General features: G+C 52.9%; 14 protein-coding genes. 7 read left to right on the top strand and 7 right to left on the bottom strand.

Going from position 1 to position 16,990, the window contains the following annotated elements; translation table 11 throughout:
• Positions 1 to 56 precede the first annotated feature (56 nt).
• Entirely contained in the window at positions 57 to 1,307 is a 1,251-nt protein-coding gene (locus OGX93_RS18560; protein ID WP_104868442.1) for a NupC/NupG family nucleoside CNT transporter, read from the top strand.
• Between the two features lie 93 nt (positions 1,308 to 1,400).
• On the opposite strand, the gene OGX93_RS18555 is transcribed toward OGX93_RS18560, so the two are convergent.
• From OGX93_RS18555 to OGX93_RS18545, 3 genes are all read right to left on the bottom strand, one after another.
• Positions 1,401 to 2,495 (bottom strand): sugar kinase, encoded by a 1,095-nt coding sequence (locus tag OGX93_RS18555; RefSeq protein ID WP_134769954.1) that lies wholly within the window; start codon positions 2,493 to 2,495, stop codon positions 1,401 to 1,403.
• A 2-nt stretch (positions 2,496 to 2,497) separates the two neighbouring features.
• Positions 2,498 to 3,355, bottom strand: a complete 858-nt coding sequence (gene nfo, locus OGX93_RS18550) for a deoxyribonuclease IV (RefSeq protein WP_110494024.1) — start codon at positions 3,353 to 3,355, stop codon at positions 2,498 to 2,500.
• Positions 3,356 to 3,470: 115 nt separating this feature from the next.
• A complete protein-coding gene (locus OGX93_RS18545; RefSeq protein ID WP_286449193.1) occupies positions 3,471 to 4,520 on the bottom strand; it encodes a YeiH family protein in 1,050 nt (349 codons plus the stop codon).
• A gap of 119 nt (positions 4,521 to 4,639) precedes the next feature.
• Here OGX93_RS18545 and yieE point away from each other — a divergent pair, with 119 nt between their 5' ends.
• On the top strand, positions 4,640 to 5,503 hold the full coding sequence (yieE, locus tag OGX93_RS18540; protein WP_012131605.1) for a DNA-binding transcriptional regulator YeiE: 864 nt from the start codon (positions 4,640 to 4,642) through the stop codon (positions 5,501 to 5,503).
• Positions 5,504 to 5,737: 234 nt separating this feature from the next.
• Entirely contained in the window at positions 5,738 to 7,207 is a 1,470-nt protein-coding gene (gene lysP / locus OGX93_RS18535) for a lysine-specific permease (protein WP_012131607.1), read from the top strand.
• Between the two features lie 134 nt (positions 7,208 to 7,341).
• Here the strand turns inward: lysP and OGX93_RS18530 are convergent, their stop codons facing one another.
• The 3 genes from OGX93_RS18530 to serB all read right to left on the bottom strand — a co-directional run bounded on the left by OGX93_RS18530 (position 7,342) and on the right by serB (position 11,881).
• Positions 7,342 to 9,327, bottom strand: coding sequence for a ligand-gated channel protein (locus OGX93_RS18530; RefSeq protein WP_024130173.1), 1,986 nt, complete (start codon positions 9,325 to 9,327; stop codon positions 7,342 to 7,344).
• Positions 9,328 to 9,638: 311 nt separating this feature from the next.
• Positions 9,639 to 10,961 carry an MFS transporter gene (locus OGX93_RS18525; protein ID WP_286449191.1) on the bottom strand — a complete coding sequence of 441 codons (1,323 nt, stop codon included), beginning with the start codon at positions 10,959 to 10,961 and terminating at the stop codon, positions 9,639 to 9,641.
• Positions 10,962 to 10,993: 32 nt separating this feature from the next.
• On the bottom strand, positions 10,994 to 11,881 hold the full coding sequence (gene serB / locus OGX93_RS18520) for a phosphoserine phosphatase SerB (protein WP_153258930.1): 888 nt from the start codon (positions 11,879 to 11,881) through the stop codon (positions 10,994 to 10,996).
• Between the two features lie 216 nt (positions 11,882 to 12,097).
• Here serB and OGX93_RS18515 point away from each other — a divergent pair, with 216 nt between their 5' ends.
• The gene (locus OGX93_RS18515; RefSeq protein WP_286449189.1) at positions 12,098 to 13,465 is read left to right on the top strand and encodes an L-serine ammonia-lyase; all 1,368 of its coding nucleotides are present in this window, start codon (positions 12,098 to 12,100) and stop codon (positions 13,463 to 13,465) included.
• 4 nt (positions 13,466 to 13,469) lie between these two features.
• Complete coding sequence (locus OGX93_RS18510; RefSeq protein WP_024130176.1) at positions 13,470 to 13,847, top strand: helix-turn-helix transcriptional regulator; 378 nt, start codon at positions 13,470 to 13,472, stop codon at positions 13,845 to 13,847.
• Here the strand turns inward: OGX93_RS18510 and fghA are convergent, their stop codons facing one another.
• Entirely contained in the window at positions 13,848 to 14,684 is an 837-nt protein-coding gene (gene fghA, locus OGX93_RS18505) for an S-formylglutathione hydrolase (RefSeq protein ID WP_286449187.1), read from the bottom strand.
• Between the two features lie 337 nt (positions 14,685 to 15,021).
• Between fghA and folE the strand changes: the two genes are divergently transcribed.
• On the top strand, positions 15,022 to 15,690 hold the full coding sequence (gene folE, locus OGX93_RS18500; RefSeq protein ID WP_012131616.1) for a GTP cyclohydrolase I FolE: 669 nt from the start codon (positions 15,022 to 15,024) through the stop codon (positions 15,688 to 15,690).
• A 14-nt stretch (positions 15,691 to 15,704) separates the two neighbouring features.
• Positions 15,705 to 16,862 (top strand): DUF418 domain-containing protein YeiB, encoded by a 1,158-nt coding sequence (gene yeiB, locus OGX93_RS18495; protein WP_058669421.1) that lies wholly within the window; start codon positions 15,705 to 15,707, stop codon positions 16,860 to 16,862.
• Positions 16,863 to 16,990: the final 128 nt, after the last annotated feature.

The raw sequence follows: 16,990 nt of genomic DNA, 5'->3' as shown, positions 1-16,990 counted from the left end.
GCGATATCAAAACCTGGCTTTCACGCCGGGTTTCCTGGCATGAAGGGAAAATCATTATGGATATAATGAGAAGTGTTGTGGGTATGGTGGTACTACTGGCAATCGCATTTCTGCTGTCAGTGAATAAAAAACGTATCAGCCTGCGTACCGTTGGCGCAGCGCTGGTGCTGCAAATCGCCATCGGTGGGATCATGCTTTATTTCCCGCCGGGGAAATGGCTGGTGGAGCAGGCCGCGCTCGGTGTCCACAAGGTGATGTCCTACAGCGACGCGGGTAGCGCATTTATCTTTGGCTCATTAGTAGGGCCAAAAATGGATGTGCTGTTTGACGGCGCCGGGTTTATCTTTGCCTTTCGCGTGTTGCCGGCCATCATCTTTGTGACTGCGCTGATCAGCTTGCTTTACTACATTGGCGTGATGGGACTGCTGATCCGTATCCTCGGCGGTATTTTCCAGAAAGCGCTGAACATCAGCAAGATCGAGTCGTTTGTTGCGGTCACTACCATTTTCCTCGGGCAAAACGAGATCCCGGCGATTGTTAAGCCATTTATCGACCGTCTAAATCGTAATGAGCTGTTTACCGCCATTTGTAGCGGCATGGCCTCAATCGCCGGTTCGATGATGATTGGCTATGCCGGAATGGGGGTGCCGATTGATTATCTGCTGGCGGCGTCCTTAATGGCGATCCCTGGCGGCATTCTGTTTGCCCGTATGCTGAGCCCGGCAACGGAAGAATCGAAGGTGACGTTTGAAAACCTGTCATTTACCGAAACGCCGCCAAAAAGCATCATTGAAGCGGCGGCCAGCGGCGCGATGACCGGGCTGAAAATCGCCGCCGGTGTGGCGACGGTGGTGATGGCGTTTGTTGCGATTATCGCGCTGATTAACGGCATCATCGGCGGCGTTGGCGGCTGGTTCGGCTTTGGTCACGCCACGCTAGAAGGGATCTTCGGCTGGGTTTTAGCGCCGCTGGCCTGGATTATGGGCGTGGACTGGAGCGATGCGACGCTTGCCGGTAGCCTGATTGGGCAAAAACTGGCGATTAACGAGTTTGTCGCTTATCTCAATTTCTCACCGTATCTGCAAGCTGCCGGTACGCTGGATGTGAAGACGATAGCGATCATCTCTTTCGCGTTGTGTGGCTTTGCCAACTTTGGTTCGATTGGTGTGGTGGTAGGCGCGTTTTCTGCGATTGCGCCACAGCGTGCGCCGGAAATCGCCCAGCTAGGAATGCGGGCACTGGCGGCGGCAACGCTCTCTAACCTGATGAGCGCCACTATCGCGGGGTTCTTTATCGGGCTGGCGTAGTTGTAGTAGACGATTTTGCCGGATGGCGGCTTCGCCTTATCCGGCCTACAGTAACGCACTCCGTAGGCCTGATAAGCGTAGCGCCATCAGGCATTATGCCAGGGTTGTTTTCAGCAGATAAAGCGCGTTATCGGCGGAGAGGGTGGGGTTGTTAATACTGATGCTGGCGCGCGATAACGCCGCGCAGGCCATTGCGAAATTCGCGCTATCGCGAAAATCACTTCCCTCCAGAAAGCTGTAGAGCAACCCGGCCATGAAGCCATCATCCGCGCCGAAGCTGTCCACGCGGGTGTGAGACGGCGGGGTGAGTAAAAACTGCTCGCCGTTTTTCTCGCTACAAAAGACCGCTTCATCTTCCAGGCAAACGAAGATTCGCTGTACGCCTTGCTGATGCAGGTCATTGACGGCCTGTACACGGTCGGCATCGGAACGCACCGCTTTTCCCCACAGAATCTCCAGCTCTTTTTGCGTGGGTTTTAACGTATGAATGCGTGAATACCAGGTCCTGATTTTTTCCGCTTTGAACTCTGAAACGGTATCAATAAAGACCGGGATTTCATTCGCAATGGTAAAGACCCATTCGATGGCTTCCGGCGTCAGGTTGCAGTCCGCCAGCACCACGCCAGCGTGACGGATAAGATCCCGCGAGCTATTCAGCAACTGCGGCGTCAGCTGTTGCAGAATGTGGGTGTCGTTAATCGCCAGCACCGTCTCTTCCTGCTGGTTGGCGATGGACAGATAGGTTGAAGTGTTATGCCCATGCAGACGGATACAGCTGGAGATGTTCACGCCAGCCTGACGAGTCTGCTCCAGCAGCGTTTCACCATAAAAATCGCTACCGACCGCAGAGAGCAAATGCACATCGCGACCCAGCAGCGCCAGATTATGCGCAATATTGCGCCCCACGCCGCCAGCAGAACAGTGAATGCTGCCAGGGTTGGAAGCCGCCTGCGGATAATGGATATCCGCCACGCCGCGAATATCCATATTGATCGCCCCGACCACCACGCAATACTCCTGCTCGGTGAGGATATAGCCTTTGCCTTTGATCATCCCTTTGCGCATCAGATCCATAATATGGGCCGCCACGCGTGAGCGACTGATCTGCAAAATATCAGCGATTTCATTTTGCTGAATGAGCGGATTGCGGCGCAGGATCTTGAGGATCTGCTTTTCCCTGTCGTTCATCATTACGCAACCACCTTTGCCGTTTGCTGCGCTTTCAGCCAGGCGATCTCTTCTACCCAGATATCCGGGTTGATGGTTTCCAGAATCAGCGGAATACCGTCAAAACGATCGTCCTGCATGATCCAGCGAAATGCATCATGACCAATGTTGCCTTCGCCCAAACTGTGGTGACGGTCAACGCGGCTGCCAAAGGCGCTTTTCGCGTCGTTCAGGTGCATGCCGCGCAGGTATGTAAAGCCCACAATACGCTCAAAATCGGCGAATGTTTTTTCACATTCGTCGGTGGTACGCAGATCGTAACCGGCCGCGAACGCGTGACAGGTATCAATACAGACGCCCACGCGGGACTTATCGTCCACGCCGTCGATGATGGCGGCGAGATGCTCAAACCTGAATCCCAGATTGCTCCCCTGACCCGCAGTGTTTTCAATGACTGCCGTGACCCCTTGGGTTTTCTCAAGGGCAATGTTGATCGACTCTGCAATTCGCGCCAGACATTCCTCTTCCGGGATTTGCTGTAAATGGCTACCCGGGTGGAAATTGAGCAGCGATAGCCCCAGTTGCTCACAACGCTGCATTTCATCAATAAACGCATCGCGCGATTTTTCCAGCGCTTCGCTGACAGGGTGCCCGAGGTTGATCAGATAGCTGTCGTGGGGAAGGATCTGCGCAGGCGAATAGTGGTATTTCTCGCAGGCGGCCTTAAAGTCATCAATGATTTGGGCAGTGAGCGGCGCGGCGCGCCATTGACGCTGATTTTTCGTGAACAGCGCAAATGCGGTTGCGTCAATTTCTGCGGCGCGAATTGCAGCGTTGGCTAACCCGCCAGCGGCGCTGACATGCGCTCCGATATATTTCATGGAAGACTCCTGTTAAACCCGCTATACACATTATTCTTCAGGTTTGAATAATGTCGTGTATTCGAAAAAAATACTCTCCAATGATAGCGGGTTAACAGGGGCAAAATGTAGTGCTTTATGCGATAAGATGGTGAATCAGTACGTTAATCACGCCGCCGCCAACAATCAGCCAGACAAACAGCACCAGCGCCATCAGTAACGGTTTCGCTCCGGCTTTCTTCAGCGCGCTGACGTGCGTTGTAAGACCCAGCGCGGCCATTGCCATCGCCAGCAGAACCGTATCCAGCGTAATCAACATGTTTACCACCGCCTGCGGCAGCAGATGGAACGAGTTAACGATTGCCACTACGATGAACAGCACCGCAAACCACGGGATGGTGATTTTGCTTTTCTCCGCGCCCGTCGCCGGAGAAAGTTGTTTCACGCGGGCGGCCAGCAGAATCAGAAACGGCGCCAGCATCATTACGCGCAGCATTTTGGCAATCACCGCGGCGTTTTCCGCGTCCGGGTTAATGGCGTGTCCGGCGGCAACGACCTGGGCTACTTCATGCATGGTCGAACCAATATAGATGCCGTAGGTTTCCGGGCTGAACCAGTGCGCCAGCAGCGGATACATTGCCGGGTAGAGGAAGATTGCCAGCGTACCGAAAATCACCACCGTCGCGACGGCCACCGTAACTTTACTGGCCTCCGCTTTAACGACGGGCTCCGTTGCCAGCACTGCCGCCGCTCCGCAAATGCTGCTTCCGGCGCCAATCAGCCAACTGGTGTGCTTGTCCAGACCAAACACTTTCTGCCCGAGGAAACAGGCGAGTAAAAAAGTGCTGGAGAGCGTCAGTACATCAATCACAATCCCGCTGACGCCCACGTCTGTAATCTGTGAGAAGGTGAGGCGAAAACCGTAGAGAATGATCCCCAGGCGTAATAGATGTTGTTTAGCGAACAGCACGCCGCCGTCACAGCTTTTCCAGATTTGCGGATACACCGTATTGCCGATGACCATTCCCAGTAAGATGGCTAAGGTGAGGGCGCTGAACCCGGCTCCCGCGACGGCAGGAATAGCTCCACCCCACAGGGCGGCCCCTGTGATAACTGCGCTCAGGGCAAGCCCCGGTATAAAATGCCACACTGTACGATGGTGATTCTGTAAGGTGAGTTCTGTCATAACCTTCTCCTCTATATGGGTAAAATGTTATGGCGAACTGGTTTAAAAATAAAATTGATTATATATTTATAATTAATCTTTATAAGTGGTAAGCGACGGCCTGCCAGTGGAAAACAACAATGCATATCACGCTACGACAACTAGAAGTTTTTACTGAGGTGCTAAAAAGCGGCTCGACGACCCAGGCATCAGTCATGCTGTCGCTGTCGCAGTCGGCCGTAAGCGCAGCATTGACCGATCTGGAAGGTCAGCTTGGCGTACAGCTATTTGACCGCGTCGGGAAACGGCTGGTAGTCAATGAACACGGGCGCTTGCTGTACCCGCGTGCGCTGGCGCTGCTGGAGCAGGCTGTCGAAATTGAGCAACTGTTTCGGGAAGACAACGGCGCAATCCGCGTTTATGCCAGTAGCACCATCGGTAATTACATCCTGCCTGCGGTAATTGCCCGTTACAGGAAGGACTTTCCCGATCTGCCGCTGGAACTTAGCGTGGGCAACAGCCAGGATGTCATTACGGCAGTGCTCGATTTTCGGGTGGATATCGGCCTGATTGAAGGCCCGTGCCACAATACTGAGATTATTTCTGAGCCGTGGCTGGACGATGAGCTGGTGGTGTTTGCCGCACCGTCCTCGCCGTTGGCGCAAGGGCCGGTAACGCTTGAACAACTTGCCGCCGCGCCCTGGATACTGCGCGAGCGCGGTTCCGGTACGCGTGAGATTGTCGACTACCTGTTGCTTTCGCACTTGCCAAAATTCGAAATGGCGATGGAGCTGGGTAACTCCGAAGCGATCAAACACGCCGTGCGTCATGGTCTGGGCATCAGCTGCCTGTCGCGGCGGGTTATTGAGGAACAGCTTCAGGCGGGAACGTTGAGTGAAATCGCGGTGCCTTTGCCGCGCCTGGTGCGAACCCTGTGGCGAATCCACCATCGCCAGAAACACCTTTCCAATGCCTTACAGCGTTTTCTGCGCTACTGCGAATAAGCGTCCTTTGCCGGATGGCGGCGTAAACGCCTTATCCGGCCTACAAATGTCGATCCTGTAGGCCTGATAAGCGCAGCGCCATCAGGCGAATGTCTTAACGTCTATCCGATCTACACTTTACTTATAATCCACGGCCAGTCATGAAGGTCTCTTATAACTGCGCATTTGTGCCGGAAGGATGGCGTTTCGTCTGCTACAATCGCGCCTCATTTTTTGGATGGATAGCATTTTCACATGGTTTCCGAAACTAAAACCACAGAAGCGCCCGCGTTACGTCGCGAATTAAAGGCGCGTCACCTGACAATGATCGCCATTGGCGGTTCCATCGGTACGGGTCTTTTCGTTGCATCTGGTGCAACCATTTCTGCGGCGGGTCCAGGCGGCGCGCTGTTTTCTTATATCCTGATCGGTCTGATGGTCTACTTCCTGATGACCAGTCTCGGTGAACTGGCGGCGTATATGCCGGTATCCGGTTCATTTGCGACTTACGGTCAGAACTATGTTGAAGAAGGCTTTGGCTTCGCGCTCGGCTGGAACTACTGGTACAACTGGGCGGTGACCATCGCCGTAGACCTCGTGGCCGCACAGCTGGTGATGAACTGGTGGTTCCCGGATACGCCGGGTTGGATCTGGAGTGCGCTGTTCCTCGGCGTGATCTTCCTGCTGAACTACATCTCGGTCAGAGGCTTTGGCGAAGCAGAATACTGGTTCTCGCTGATCAAAGTGGCGACCGTCATTATCTTTATCATCGTGGGCGTCATGATGATCGTCGGCATCTTCAAAGGGGCGCAGCCAGTGGGCTGGAGCAACTGGACGACCGGCGATGCGCCGTTTGCCGGGGGTTTTGCGGCGATGATTGGCGTGGCGATGATTGTCGGCTTCTCCTTCCAGGGGACGGAACTGATTGGTATCGCGGCGGGTGAGTCTGAAGATCCAGAGAAAAACATTCCGCGCGCGGTGCGTCAGGTATTCTGGCGTATCCTGCTGTTCTATGTGTTCGCGATCCTGATTATCAGCCTGATTATCCCGTATACCGACCCGAGCCTGCTGCGTAACGATGTGAAAGACATCAGCGTCAGCCCGTTCACTCTGGTGTTCCAGCATGCGGGTCTGCTTTCCGCTGCGGCGGTAATGAACGCGGTTATCCTGACGGCGGTGCTGTCGGCGGGTAACTCCGGGATGTACGCGTCTACCCGTATGCTCTACACCCTGGCCTGTGACGGTAAAGCGCCGCGTATTTTCGCGCAGCTGTCACGCGGCGGCGTTCCGCGTAACGCGCTGTATGCGACGACGGTAATCGCGGGGCTTTGCTTCCTGACGTCGATGTTTGGCAACCAGACGGTATACCTGTGGCTGCTGAATACCTCCGGGATGACGGGCTTTATCGCCTGGCTGGGGATTGCCATCAGCCATTATCGTTTCCGCCGTGGCTATGTGTTGCAGGGTAACGATGTGAAAGATCTGCCGTATCGTTCTGGATTCTTCCCGCTGGGGCCGATCTTTGCGTTTGTGCTGTGTCTGACCATCACGCTGGGTCAGAACTATGAAGCCTTCCTGAAAGACACCATTGACTGGGGCGGCGTAGCGGCAACCTATATCGGGATTCCGCTGTTCCTGGCTATCTGGTTTGGCTACAAGCTGACAAAGGGAACGCACTTTGTTCGCTACAGTGAAATGCACTTCCCGGAGCGTGTGAAGAAATAACCTGTAGGCCTGATGGCGCTGCGCTCTACAGGAACGACATTTGTAGGCCGGATAAGGCGTTTACGCCGCCATCCGGCAGGTAAAATAAAAAAGCCCCGACATTCATCATGCCGGGGCTTTTTGTTGTACTGAACTTAGAAGTTATAAGTCAGGCCAACCGTGTAACGACGACCGTCGAGAATGGTATCGTAAGTCTCGTAATCGATCTGTTTGTCCAGAACGTTATACACGCCCGCGGTTAACAGTAGATTTTTGTACGCGTAATAACGCACACCAACATCAACCTGCGTATAAGACGGCGTTCCCTGGGCCATTGAAGTACGGCTCAGGTATTCGGAGGTCTTGCCGCGGAAGTTCAGACGGCTCCAGAAGCCAACATCCTGCGTTGCCTGCCAGTCCAGCGTGGTGTTGAACATATGCTTCGGCATTTTATTCAACGGCTTGCCAGAGAATTGGCCGCTTTTCTGCTCAGATTCAGTATAGGTGTAGTTCGCCGTCCAGTTGAGATCGCGGGTGATCTTCCAGCCAAAGGTGGACTCCACGCCGCGCATATTGGCTTTATCAACGTTGACGCGATCGCTGACAAAGTCGTATTTCTCACCACCAATAGTACAGGCCGGATCTGAACTGCTGTTGCAGCGACGCACTTCGGTTATCTTATCTTTGAAGTCGGTATTGAACAGCGTCACGCCAGCGTTAAGGTTATCTCCGTTATCCCACAGCAGGCCCAACTCTTCGCTCAGGCTCTTTTCTGGTTTCAGGTCTGCGTTACCGACAATAATACCGTTCAGACGACCGCCGCCGGTAATCTGTCCCCAGGTCGGGGAGGACTGGCGCAGATCCGGCGCGCGGTAGCCCGCAGAGACGCCGCCTTTTAAGGTCCACTGATCGGTAAGATGCCATACGCCATAGCCACGCGGCGTCCAGTTGTCGCCATAGTTTTCATCTTTATCCATACGGATACCGCCGGTCAGCGTAAAGCTGTCGGTCATCGCCCACTCATCTTCAGCAAACAGCGCCCAGCTCCAGCGGGTCAGCTTGTTCACGTCTTCGTAGGCTTTTAACTGGTTGCCGTTATCGCTCAGTTTCTCGTAACGATACTGCCCACCTAATGTCAGGGTATGCGCGCCGAGGAAGATCTGGTTCTGGTTATTAAAGATGGTGTTGTAAGACTTCATCTGGCGACCGGGGTTGTTGGTCTCTTCCTGCTGAATGTAGCTGGTGGTGTTGAAGTCGTCGTAATAACCGCTGTGGGTTAAGGAATAGGTGGTGTGCTCATAGCGGTTTTCGCTTTTGCTGTTTGGCTTACAGCTACCGTTGCGGCAGCTTTCTTCTGCCATTGACTTGCCTGGCGTACTGTCGCGATCCTGCAATTCACGCGCGATGTCGAAGTCAAAATCGTTTTTATCATCCGGCGTAAAGTTAAGCGTTAAAGCCCCGTTGCGCAGGCGCTGCTCGTTGTAGCCATTGACGATTTTGTCTTCCGCACGGCGAGAGAGCAGCCCGGTCACTTTCGCTCCCAGCAATCCGTCAATCAGCGGGCCGGACGCATAAGCGTTGGTCTGGTACAAATCACCGGAGTCCCTGTCTTCCTGGAAGGTGGCGTCGCCATGCAGGGAGCCGGTCCAGCCTTTCGTGTTGGACACTTTTTTGGTGATCACGTTAATGACGCCGCCCATCGCATCTGAACCGTAAAGCGATGACATTGGCCCGCGAATAACTTCAATACGCTCGATCGATTCCAGCGGCGGCAGCCAGCCTTGCTCGATCCCGGAGTTATCGCTGTTCGGACGCGTGCCGCGCGTGCTGATGCGCTTACCGTTGACCAGGAACAGCGTGTATTGCGAAGCCATCCCGCGGATGCTGATATCGCTACTGCTGCCGCCGCCGGTAACGACGACTCCGGGCACATCTTTCAGCGCATCGGTGACATCGCGATAGGCTTTGTCTTCGATCTGCTGTTTGGTGATAACGGAGATAGACGCGGGGGCGTTCTGGATTTTCTGCTCAAATCCCGTGGCGGTTACAACGACGGTGTCCTGATCGGCAGCATAGACGAGCGATGGGAGACACGCTGCGCATACTGCGGCAGCGATAGCCTTAACGTGAGGTATGGTCATTTTTGTCATTCCATTAAATGAGTAAAACTGCGAGCCATGAAAAAAGGCCATGACAACGGTATGTATTTGTCTTTTAAGTACTCTTTGCGGTGAATAAGCGGGACGAATTGTACAAAAGAATGAATATTTGTAAACACAAATGATAATTGAAATCATTTGTGTTTATTTGTTTTTCACGGAAAGGGATTTCAAATCAATAAGATGGCGGATCGTAAATGTGAGGAAATATTGAAAAAAAAATGGAGAAATGAAGGATGAAAAGGAGGGCGGATACCCTCCGTTGTTACGTTATGGCAATAGATTATCGTTTTTTACAGACGATGGAGACGAGAAAGTAGCGCCAGGGAGAGCGTGGTTAATAAAATAGCGATGAAGGCGTAAATATAGACGCCAGACCATTCCCAGCTATTTTTCACCAGAATGACCGGTACGCCGGCCATTGCCGCGCCAACATAACTGAATAATCCCCGGAAACCGGTAATAGAACCCGCAGCATCTTTGTGAGTAACGTCCAGGCAGCCGACGGCAAAAAGCATATGCGGCCCGTACAGTGCAAATCCCATGATGGTGAAAAGTACGGCGGTGATGGTGTAAGAGGTATCCTGCACCAGTGGGATAAGCACGATGCATACGCAGAGCATTAAGGCGAAAATTAACCCCGTCATCCAGCGGTTGCTTTTAAACATAAAGTCTGACAAATATCCGGCCAGCAGTCCCCCTGCCAGCCCGCCAGCTTCGAACCACGAGATAATGGAGTTTGCTTTAATCAGGCTCCAGCCGTGTACCTGCGAGTAATAGATTTGCGGCCAGTCATTGAGAATAGTGCGCGCAATATACACGGACATATCGCCCACGATGATGATCCATACCAGTGGGTTGGTCAGAATGTATTTAACGAACACCTGCCAGAAGCTCAGATTGACCGGGCTGGCTTTTACCTGTGCAAGCTCGGTAGGGTCGTTATGCCATTCGCCGACATTGGGTAGCCCGAGGGTGCCGGGACGATCCTGAATCGTAAACAGCGCGACAACCCCCATCAGAAGGGAAATGACTCCAGGGACATAGAAGCCCATTTTCCAGCTGCCGCTAAAGGCAATGGCGAAGCTGGTGAGCAGCGGGGCAAGGCTGCCGCCAATGTTATGCGCTGCTTCAACGATTGCCCACCAGCGCCCGCGTTCGTTTTTTGAGAACCAGGAGGCCATAATTTTCGCCATTGGCGGGAAGCTGGTGCCCTGGAGAATCGCATTGAGGCTGTACAATACGTAGAACGCCGCGACGCTATCGGAAAAGCCAAAGAGAATATTGACGATGCCGACGCCAATCAGCACCGGGCCGGTCATGGCTTTAGGGTTAATTTTATCAACCAGCATGCCGCCAACAAACTTCATGGAACCATAAAGAATGTAAAAAATGGAGGACATGATGGCGAAATCTTCTGCGGTTAGCGACGTATCCGCCAGCATGGCTGGCATCGCAGCAGAAAAGTTTTTACGGGTCAGATAGAATACGGCATAAGAGATAAATACCGAGGTGATGATCTCTGTGCGAAATTTTTTATAAGTATGATCAATCTCTTTTTTCGCGTTCATAACAGGCCGATCGGCCTGACTGAAAATAAATGCTTTTATGTTCATCGTGAGTTTCCCTTCCGGCGACGGAAATGTGGTTATAATTCATCTTCAATAAAGAACAGAAGTGATTCGAATCCATGAAAATTAATCTGATGATGGATTGTTTCTCTGACAACGGGTTTTGCCCGCCACGCGATACCGGTTCCTGCGTACGTTAGCATCGGCAGATCGTTTGCGCCGTCGCCGCAGGCAATAATGTTGTGTACAGCGAGGTTGAGTTGTGTTGCCAGCGCAGAGAGCGTTTGCCGTTTTTTTCCGGCATTCATGATCGGGAAGGTAATATTGTCCGTCAGGACGTTATCTTTTATTTCAACCGTGTTGGAAAAGGCGTAGTCGAGCTGATACTTTTCTTTCAGTCGTTGGGTAAAAATATCCAGACCGCCGGAAATAATGGCCGTTTTAAACCCTTTGTTTTTCAGTACCGGCAACATAGCGGCAAGGCCGGGGGAAATCGTCATTCGATCGCAAACGGCATTGAGGACATCACAGTGCGTGCCTTTTAACATGCGAATACGGCGGGTAAAACTGGTGTCGAAATCTACTTTCCCTTCCATCGCCTGTTGGGTCATCTCCGCGATTTGCGCAGAGATGCCAAGCGTGTGAGCGATTTCATCCACGCCTTCCTCTTCAATAAACGTTGAGTCCATATCAAATGCAATCAGTCCCTTTGTGGGGGTGCTCTGAGGTTTGACAAAAAAATCAAACTGCAATTGCAGTGATGCAGCGCGTAATTTCTGATAAATAGCCTGCGTCAGCATTTCATCGGGTAGCGTAAGTTTTAAATAATCCTTATTGATTAATGCCAGATGCCGACGCTCTAATAAATAATGACATTGCATTGCGTGAGAACGAAGAAAATCATTATATAACCACGCCTGAAGTTGCTCTGTGTTTGTTGATGTGACGAAGTAAGTTATTGCCATCATGTTGCTCCTTTACATTGCGCTTTATTATAATGGGCGGCGTTTGTTTCTTGTGCGTCGTGCTATCACAGATATGAATGTTAAAGAAAAGATAAAATGGTATTGTTTTTAATACCTGATAATGAATAAGCATGAAAAGTATCATTTTTAATATGTTGATTACGGTATATTATCGCCATCCCACCCTGCGCTTTTTTTAGGAATACATATATAAAAATGGAAAGTTGCGTTGATATATTCAAAATTGTGATAGGTCCATCCAGTTCAAGAACCGTGGGGCCAATGCGTGCGGCTTGCAATTTCATTTCGCAGCTAAAACGGCAGGATACGCTGCCGTTACTCAGGAATATTGAAATTGAATTGTTTGGCGCATTATCGTTAAGCCGTAAATGCCACAATGTTGATGCCGCGCTTTATCTGGGGTTGCTGGGAAATCAGCCGGAGAAGGTGGATTTACGTATGCAACTGACCGCCATCAGGCGTGCGGAAAATGACGGTATGCTTGACGTGCCAGCCCCGGCGAACAGCACGGTGACAGTGGCGGTGAAAATTATTGCGAATCACCATGCGCATCCTGGACATCCTTATGCGATGACCTTTCGCGCCAAAGATGATTACTTTACGTTATACGAGGAGACGTGGTTTTCGACCGGCGCCGGGCAGGTACGAAAATACGGTGAGTCTGCGCCCGTGGCGACAGATCAGACACGCGCCTCTCCCTTTGCCTTTCGCAACGCCGCGCAGTTGCAGACGCTGTGCCAACGCAACGGGCTTTCCGTTGCGGCGCTGATGATGAAAAATGAGCTGAACAGCCATTCTCAGCCCTCATTACAGCGCTATTTAACGCAGGTCTGGGAGGTTATGAAGCAGGCCGTTCACCGTGGCCTGCATACCGAAGGGCTGCTTCCCGGCCCTTATCAGATCCCGCGTCGGGCCTGCGCATTGCATAAATCGTTGTGTATGAAGCCTTCGGCAGCGGATTTTCTGACGACCCTGAACTGGGTTAACGTGTTTGCTATTGCCGTGAGTGAAGAGAATGCGGCAGGCGGGCAGATTGTCACGGCGCCGACGAATGGCGCAAGCGGCATTATTCCGGCGGTACTAAGCTGGTACGATAAGTTTGTTTGTCCGCTGGACGTGGGCGCCATCACCCGTTTTTTTCTTACGGCAGGTGCCGTCGCGCTGTTGTTTAAACAGAATGCGTCGATTTTAGGATCGGAAGTGGGATGCCAGGGGGAAATCGGCGTCGCATGTTCGATGGCGGCGGCAGGGCTGGCGGAGCTGATGGGCGCATCCGTCGGGCAGGTATTAAGCGCTGCGGAAATTGCGATGGAGCACCATCTGGGGTTGACCTGCGATCCGGTTGGCGGGCAGGTACAAATTCCCTGTATAGAAAGAAACGCCATCTCTGCCGTAAAAGCCATTAATGCGGCGACGATGGCGATGAGCCGCATCAGCGAGCCTTGTATTTCTCTGGATGAAATTATTGCCGCCATGTATGAAACCGGCAAAGACATGAGCGCAAAATATCGCGAGACTTACCACGGATGCCTCGGAAAAATTCAACCAAGAAAAAGGTGCTAATACATTGAAATACCAAACAATGAATAATGACGAGATCGTCTGGTCGCTCTGCGCGCGTATCAAGGAAACGCGGATTTCCCTGTCTATGACGCAACAGCAGCTTGCCGATCGCGCGCAGGTAGGCATCGCGACGATCAAGCGTATTGAGAAAGGCGCTGGCCTGAACCTTGATACGCTGATTTCTCTCCTGCGCGCGCTTGATAAACTGCACAATCTGGATGCGATTTTGTTTGAATCAGAAATGCGCAATTTTAGCGAGAGCGAGAGTGCCGGGCGTCTTCAGATTCGCCAGCAGGTTGCTGATTTAAACCGGAAATCGTCTGCGCCGCAAGCCGATGACAATAACGATATTGCGGCGCTGGAAAAAGCCGTTTACTGGTGATCAGCTCAGCAGATGCTGTGCATGGAAGCGCAGATGATCCTCAATAAACGAGGCGATAAAGTAATAACTGTGGTCGTAGCCCGGTTGAATACGTAACGTCATCGGCCAGTCCTTCTGGCGCGCGGCTTCGGCCAGTACCGCCGGTTGTAGCTGATCGGCGAGGAACTGATCGTTATCGCCTTGATCAATCAGCGTTGGAATGGCGTGTTCCGGCTGGCTGGCGAGCATCAGCGCGCAACTGTCCCACTCAACCCAGGCCGATCTCTCTTCCCCCAGATAGGCCGTAAACGCTTTTTCTCCCCACGGTACGCGGCACGGATTCACGATGGGCGCAAAGGCGGAAACGCTGGTGTATTTCCCCGGATTCTTCAGCGCCATGATCAATGCGCCGTGTCCGCCCATTGAATGTCCGCTGATCGCGCAACGTTCACCCACGTTAAACTGCGACTGGATCAGCGCCGGGAGTTCATCGCGCAGGTAGTCGTACATGCGGAAATGCGCGGCCCAGGGCTGCTGCGTCGCGTTGAGATAGAATCCCGCGCCTTTACCTAAATCATAACCTTCGTCATCGGCGACCTGTTCGCCGCGCGGACTGGTGTCCGGCATCACCAGCACAATGCCCAGTTCGGCGGCAATGCGTTGCGCACCGGCTTTGGTGGTGAAGTTTTCATCATTACAGGTTAACCCTGACAGCCAGTACAGCACCGGAGGCGGCGTTGTACTGCGGGGAGGCGGGAGAAAGATGCTGAATGTCATGGCGCAATTCAGCGTGATGGAGTCGTGTCGCCAGCGTTGCTGCCAGCCTTCAAAACAACGGTGCTCTTCGAGCATATCCATGCGTGGCTCCTTTTGTGTTGAACCTGAATGAGTCGTGCAATTTCCCCATAATACAGATTATTCATTGTGCTGTGAGTAACTTTCACTTCCGCATTTATCTAACATGCTTCATCATCTACACAACTTTACATTAACACCTGGCGTCATGGCCCGTCAGATTTAGCGCGCGGAACCGCCGTGGGGAATCCGGGACATGAAAGGCAGCGGCGATTTCAATAATTATCGTTGTGAATACTGGATTATGTGCGCCGCCTCACGCACAATAAACGGGCTGCCAACAGCCTAAAAACTTTGCCCCACGCAGGGCAGAGGCGCCACACCTGCAGGAGAAGAATAAATGTCATCACTCAGTAAAGAAGCGGCCCTGGTTCATGAAGCGCTGGTTGCGCGTGGTCTGGAAACGCCGCTGCGCCCGCCCGTGCATGAGATGGATAACGAAACGCGCAAACGTCTTATTTCGGGGCATATGACCGAGATTATGCAGTTGCTGAATCTCGACTTGAGCGATGACAGTCTGATGGAAACGCCGCATCGCATCGCCAAAATGTATGTCGATGAGATTTTCTCCGGCCTTGATTACGCCAATTTCCCGAAGATCACCGTGATTGAAAACAAGATGAAAGTGGATGAAATGGTGACGGTGCGCGATATCACGCTTACCAGCACCTGCGAACACCATTTCGTCACGATCGACGGGAAAGCGACGGTGGCCTATATCCCGAAAGATTCGGTGATTGGCCTGTCGAAGATTAACCGTATTGTGCAGTTTTTTGCGCAGCGCCCGCAGGTTCAGGAGCGTCTGACCCAACAGATTCTGACCGCGCTGCAAACGCTGCTTGGCACCAATAACGTCGCGGTCTCAATTGACGCTGTGCATTACTGCGTGAAAGCGCGCGGCATTCGCGATGCGACCAGCGCCACCACCACGACTTCCCTCGGCGGATTGTTTAAATCCAGCCAGAACACGCGCCAGGAGTTCCTGCGCGCCGTGCGTCACCATAACTGATCAGGGCAGGGAGTATGGAGCGTAATGTCACGCTGGATTTTATTCGTGGCGTCGCCATCCTCGGTATCCTGCTTCTTAATATCAGCGCCTTTGGCTTGCCAAAGGCGGCTTACCTTAATCCCGCCTGGTATGGCAAGATCACCGCGTCTGACGCATGGACGTGGGCGATCCTCGACCTGTTCGCGCAGGTAAAATTTCTTACGCTTTTTGCGCTGTTATTCGGCGCGGGTCTGCAAATGCTGCTGCCGCGCGGCAAACGCTGGATTCAGTCGCGTCTGACGCTGCTCGTCCTGTTGGGCTTTATCCACGGTTTGCTGTTCTGGGATGGCGACATTCTGCTGGCGTATGGCCTTGTCGGCCTGATTTGCTGGCGGCTGGTGCGCGACGCGCCGTCGGTAAAAAGTTTATTTAATACCGGTATTTTGCTCTATCTGGCGGGGATTGGCGTGTTGCTGCTGTTAGGGTCTATCTCGGTGAGTGAAACCAGCCGCGCCTGGACGCCGGATGCCTCTGCCTTGTTGTATGAAAAATACTGGAAGATTAACGGCGGCATGGAGGCGGTCAGCAACCGGGTCGATCTGCTGTCGAACAGTCTGCTGGCGCTGGGGGCGCAGTATGGCTGGCAGCTGGCGGGAATGATGCTGCTGGGCGCGGCGCTGATGCGCAGCGGCTGGCTGAAGGGCCAGTACAGTCTGCAACACTACCGGCGTACGGGCGTATTGCTTGTCGTCGTCGGCGTGCTGATTAACCTTCCGGCCATTATTGTACAGTGGCGGCTGGACTGGGCGTATCGCTGGTGCGCTTTTCTGTTACAGGCGCCGCGTGAATTGAGCGCGCCGTTTCAGACTATAGGTTACACCGCGTTGATGCTGGGATTCTGGCCGCAGCTCAGCCGTTTTAAACTGGTCATTGCCATTGCCTGCGTAGGGCGGATGGCGTTGAGCAACTATCTGTTGCAGACGCTGATCTGCACCACGCTGTTCTACCAGTTCGGTTTATTTATGAAATTCGACCGACTGACGCTGCTGATATTCGTCATTCCTGTCTGGCTGGCGAACCTGCTTTTCTCCTGGATTTGGCTGCGTTTCTATCGGCAAGGGCCGGTGGAATGGCTCTGGCGGCAATTAACCCTCCGTGCTTCCGGGACGTCATTATCGGGAACATCCAGATAACGATCTGGATCACATTCATTAACAAAACGCATGTAACCGTTTCCAGCCCTGTGACCTTACTCACGTAGTCCTGAACGAAGCGCTGACAAAATACCCACCTGCTAAACACAGGGTGTCTGTGAGCAACG

Source organism: Citrobacter sp. CK195 (genome assembly GCF_030333365.1).
Classification (GTDB): domain Bacteria; phylum Pseudomonadota; class Gammaproteobacteria; order Enterobacterales; family Enterobacteriaceae; genus Citrobacter_B; species Citrobacter_B koseri.
Note: the sequence above shows the minus strand (reverse complement) of the source record. Positions and strands in the feature narration are given on the sequence as shown.

Coding starts and splice junctions, on each gene's coding strand:
- yeiB (WP_058669421.1), top strand. CDS start 15,705: ATGGAGCGTAATGTCACGCTGGATTTTATTCGTGGCGTCGCCATCCTC.
- lysP (WP_012131607.1), top strand. CDS start 5,738: ATGGTTTCCGAAACTAAAACCACAGAAGCGCCCGCGTTACGTCGCGAA.
- folE (WP_012131616.1), top strand. CDS start 15,022: ATGTCATCACTCAGTAAAGAAGCGGCCCTGGTTCATGAAGCGCTGGTT.
- yieE (WP_012131605.1), top strand. CDS start 4,640: ATGCATATCACGCTACGACAACTAGAAGTTTTTACTGAGGTGCTAAAA.
- OGX93_RS18555 (WP_134769954.1), bottom strand. CDS start 2,495: ATGAACGACAGGGAAAAGCAGATCCTCAAGATCCTGCGCCGCAATCCG.
- OGX93_RS18560 (WP_104868442.1), top strand. CDS start 57: ATGGATATAATGAGAAGTGTTGTGGGTATGGTGGTACTACTGGCAATC.
- OGX93_RS18515 (WP_286449189.1), top strand. CDS start 12,098: ATGGAAAGTTGCGTTGATATATTCAAAATTGTGATAGGTCCATCCAGT.
- serB (WP_153258930.1), bottom strand. CDS start 11,881: ATGGCAATAACTTACTTCGTCACATCAACAAACACAGAGCAACTTCAG.
- OGX93_RS18530 (WP_024130173.1), bottom strand. CDS start 9,327: ATGACCATACCTCACGTTAAGGCTATCGCTGCCGCAGTATGCGCAGCG.
- nfo (WP_110494024.1), bottom strand. CDS start 3,355: ATGAAATATATCGGAGCGCATGTCAGCGCCGCTGGCGGGTTAGCCAAC.
- OGX93_RS18545 (WP_286449193.1), bottom strand. CDS start 4,520: ATGACAGAACTCACCTTACAGAATCACCATCGTACAGTGTGGCATTTT.
- OGX93_RS18525 (WP_286449191.1), bottom strand. CDS start 10,961: ATGAACATAAAAGCATTTATTTTCAGTCAGGCCGATCGGCCTGTTATG.
- fghA (WP_286449187.1), bottom strand. CDS start 14,684: ATGGATATGCTCGAAGAGCACCGTTGTTTTGAAGGCTGGCAGCAACGC.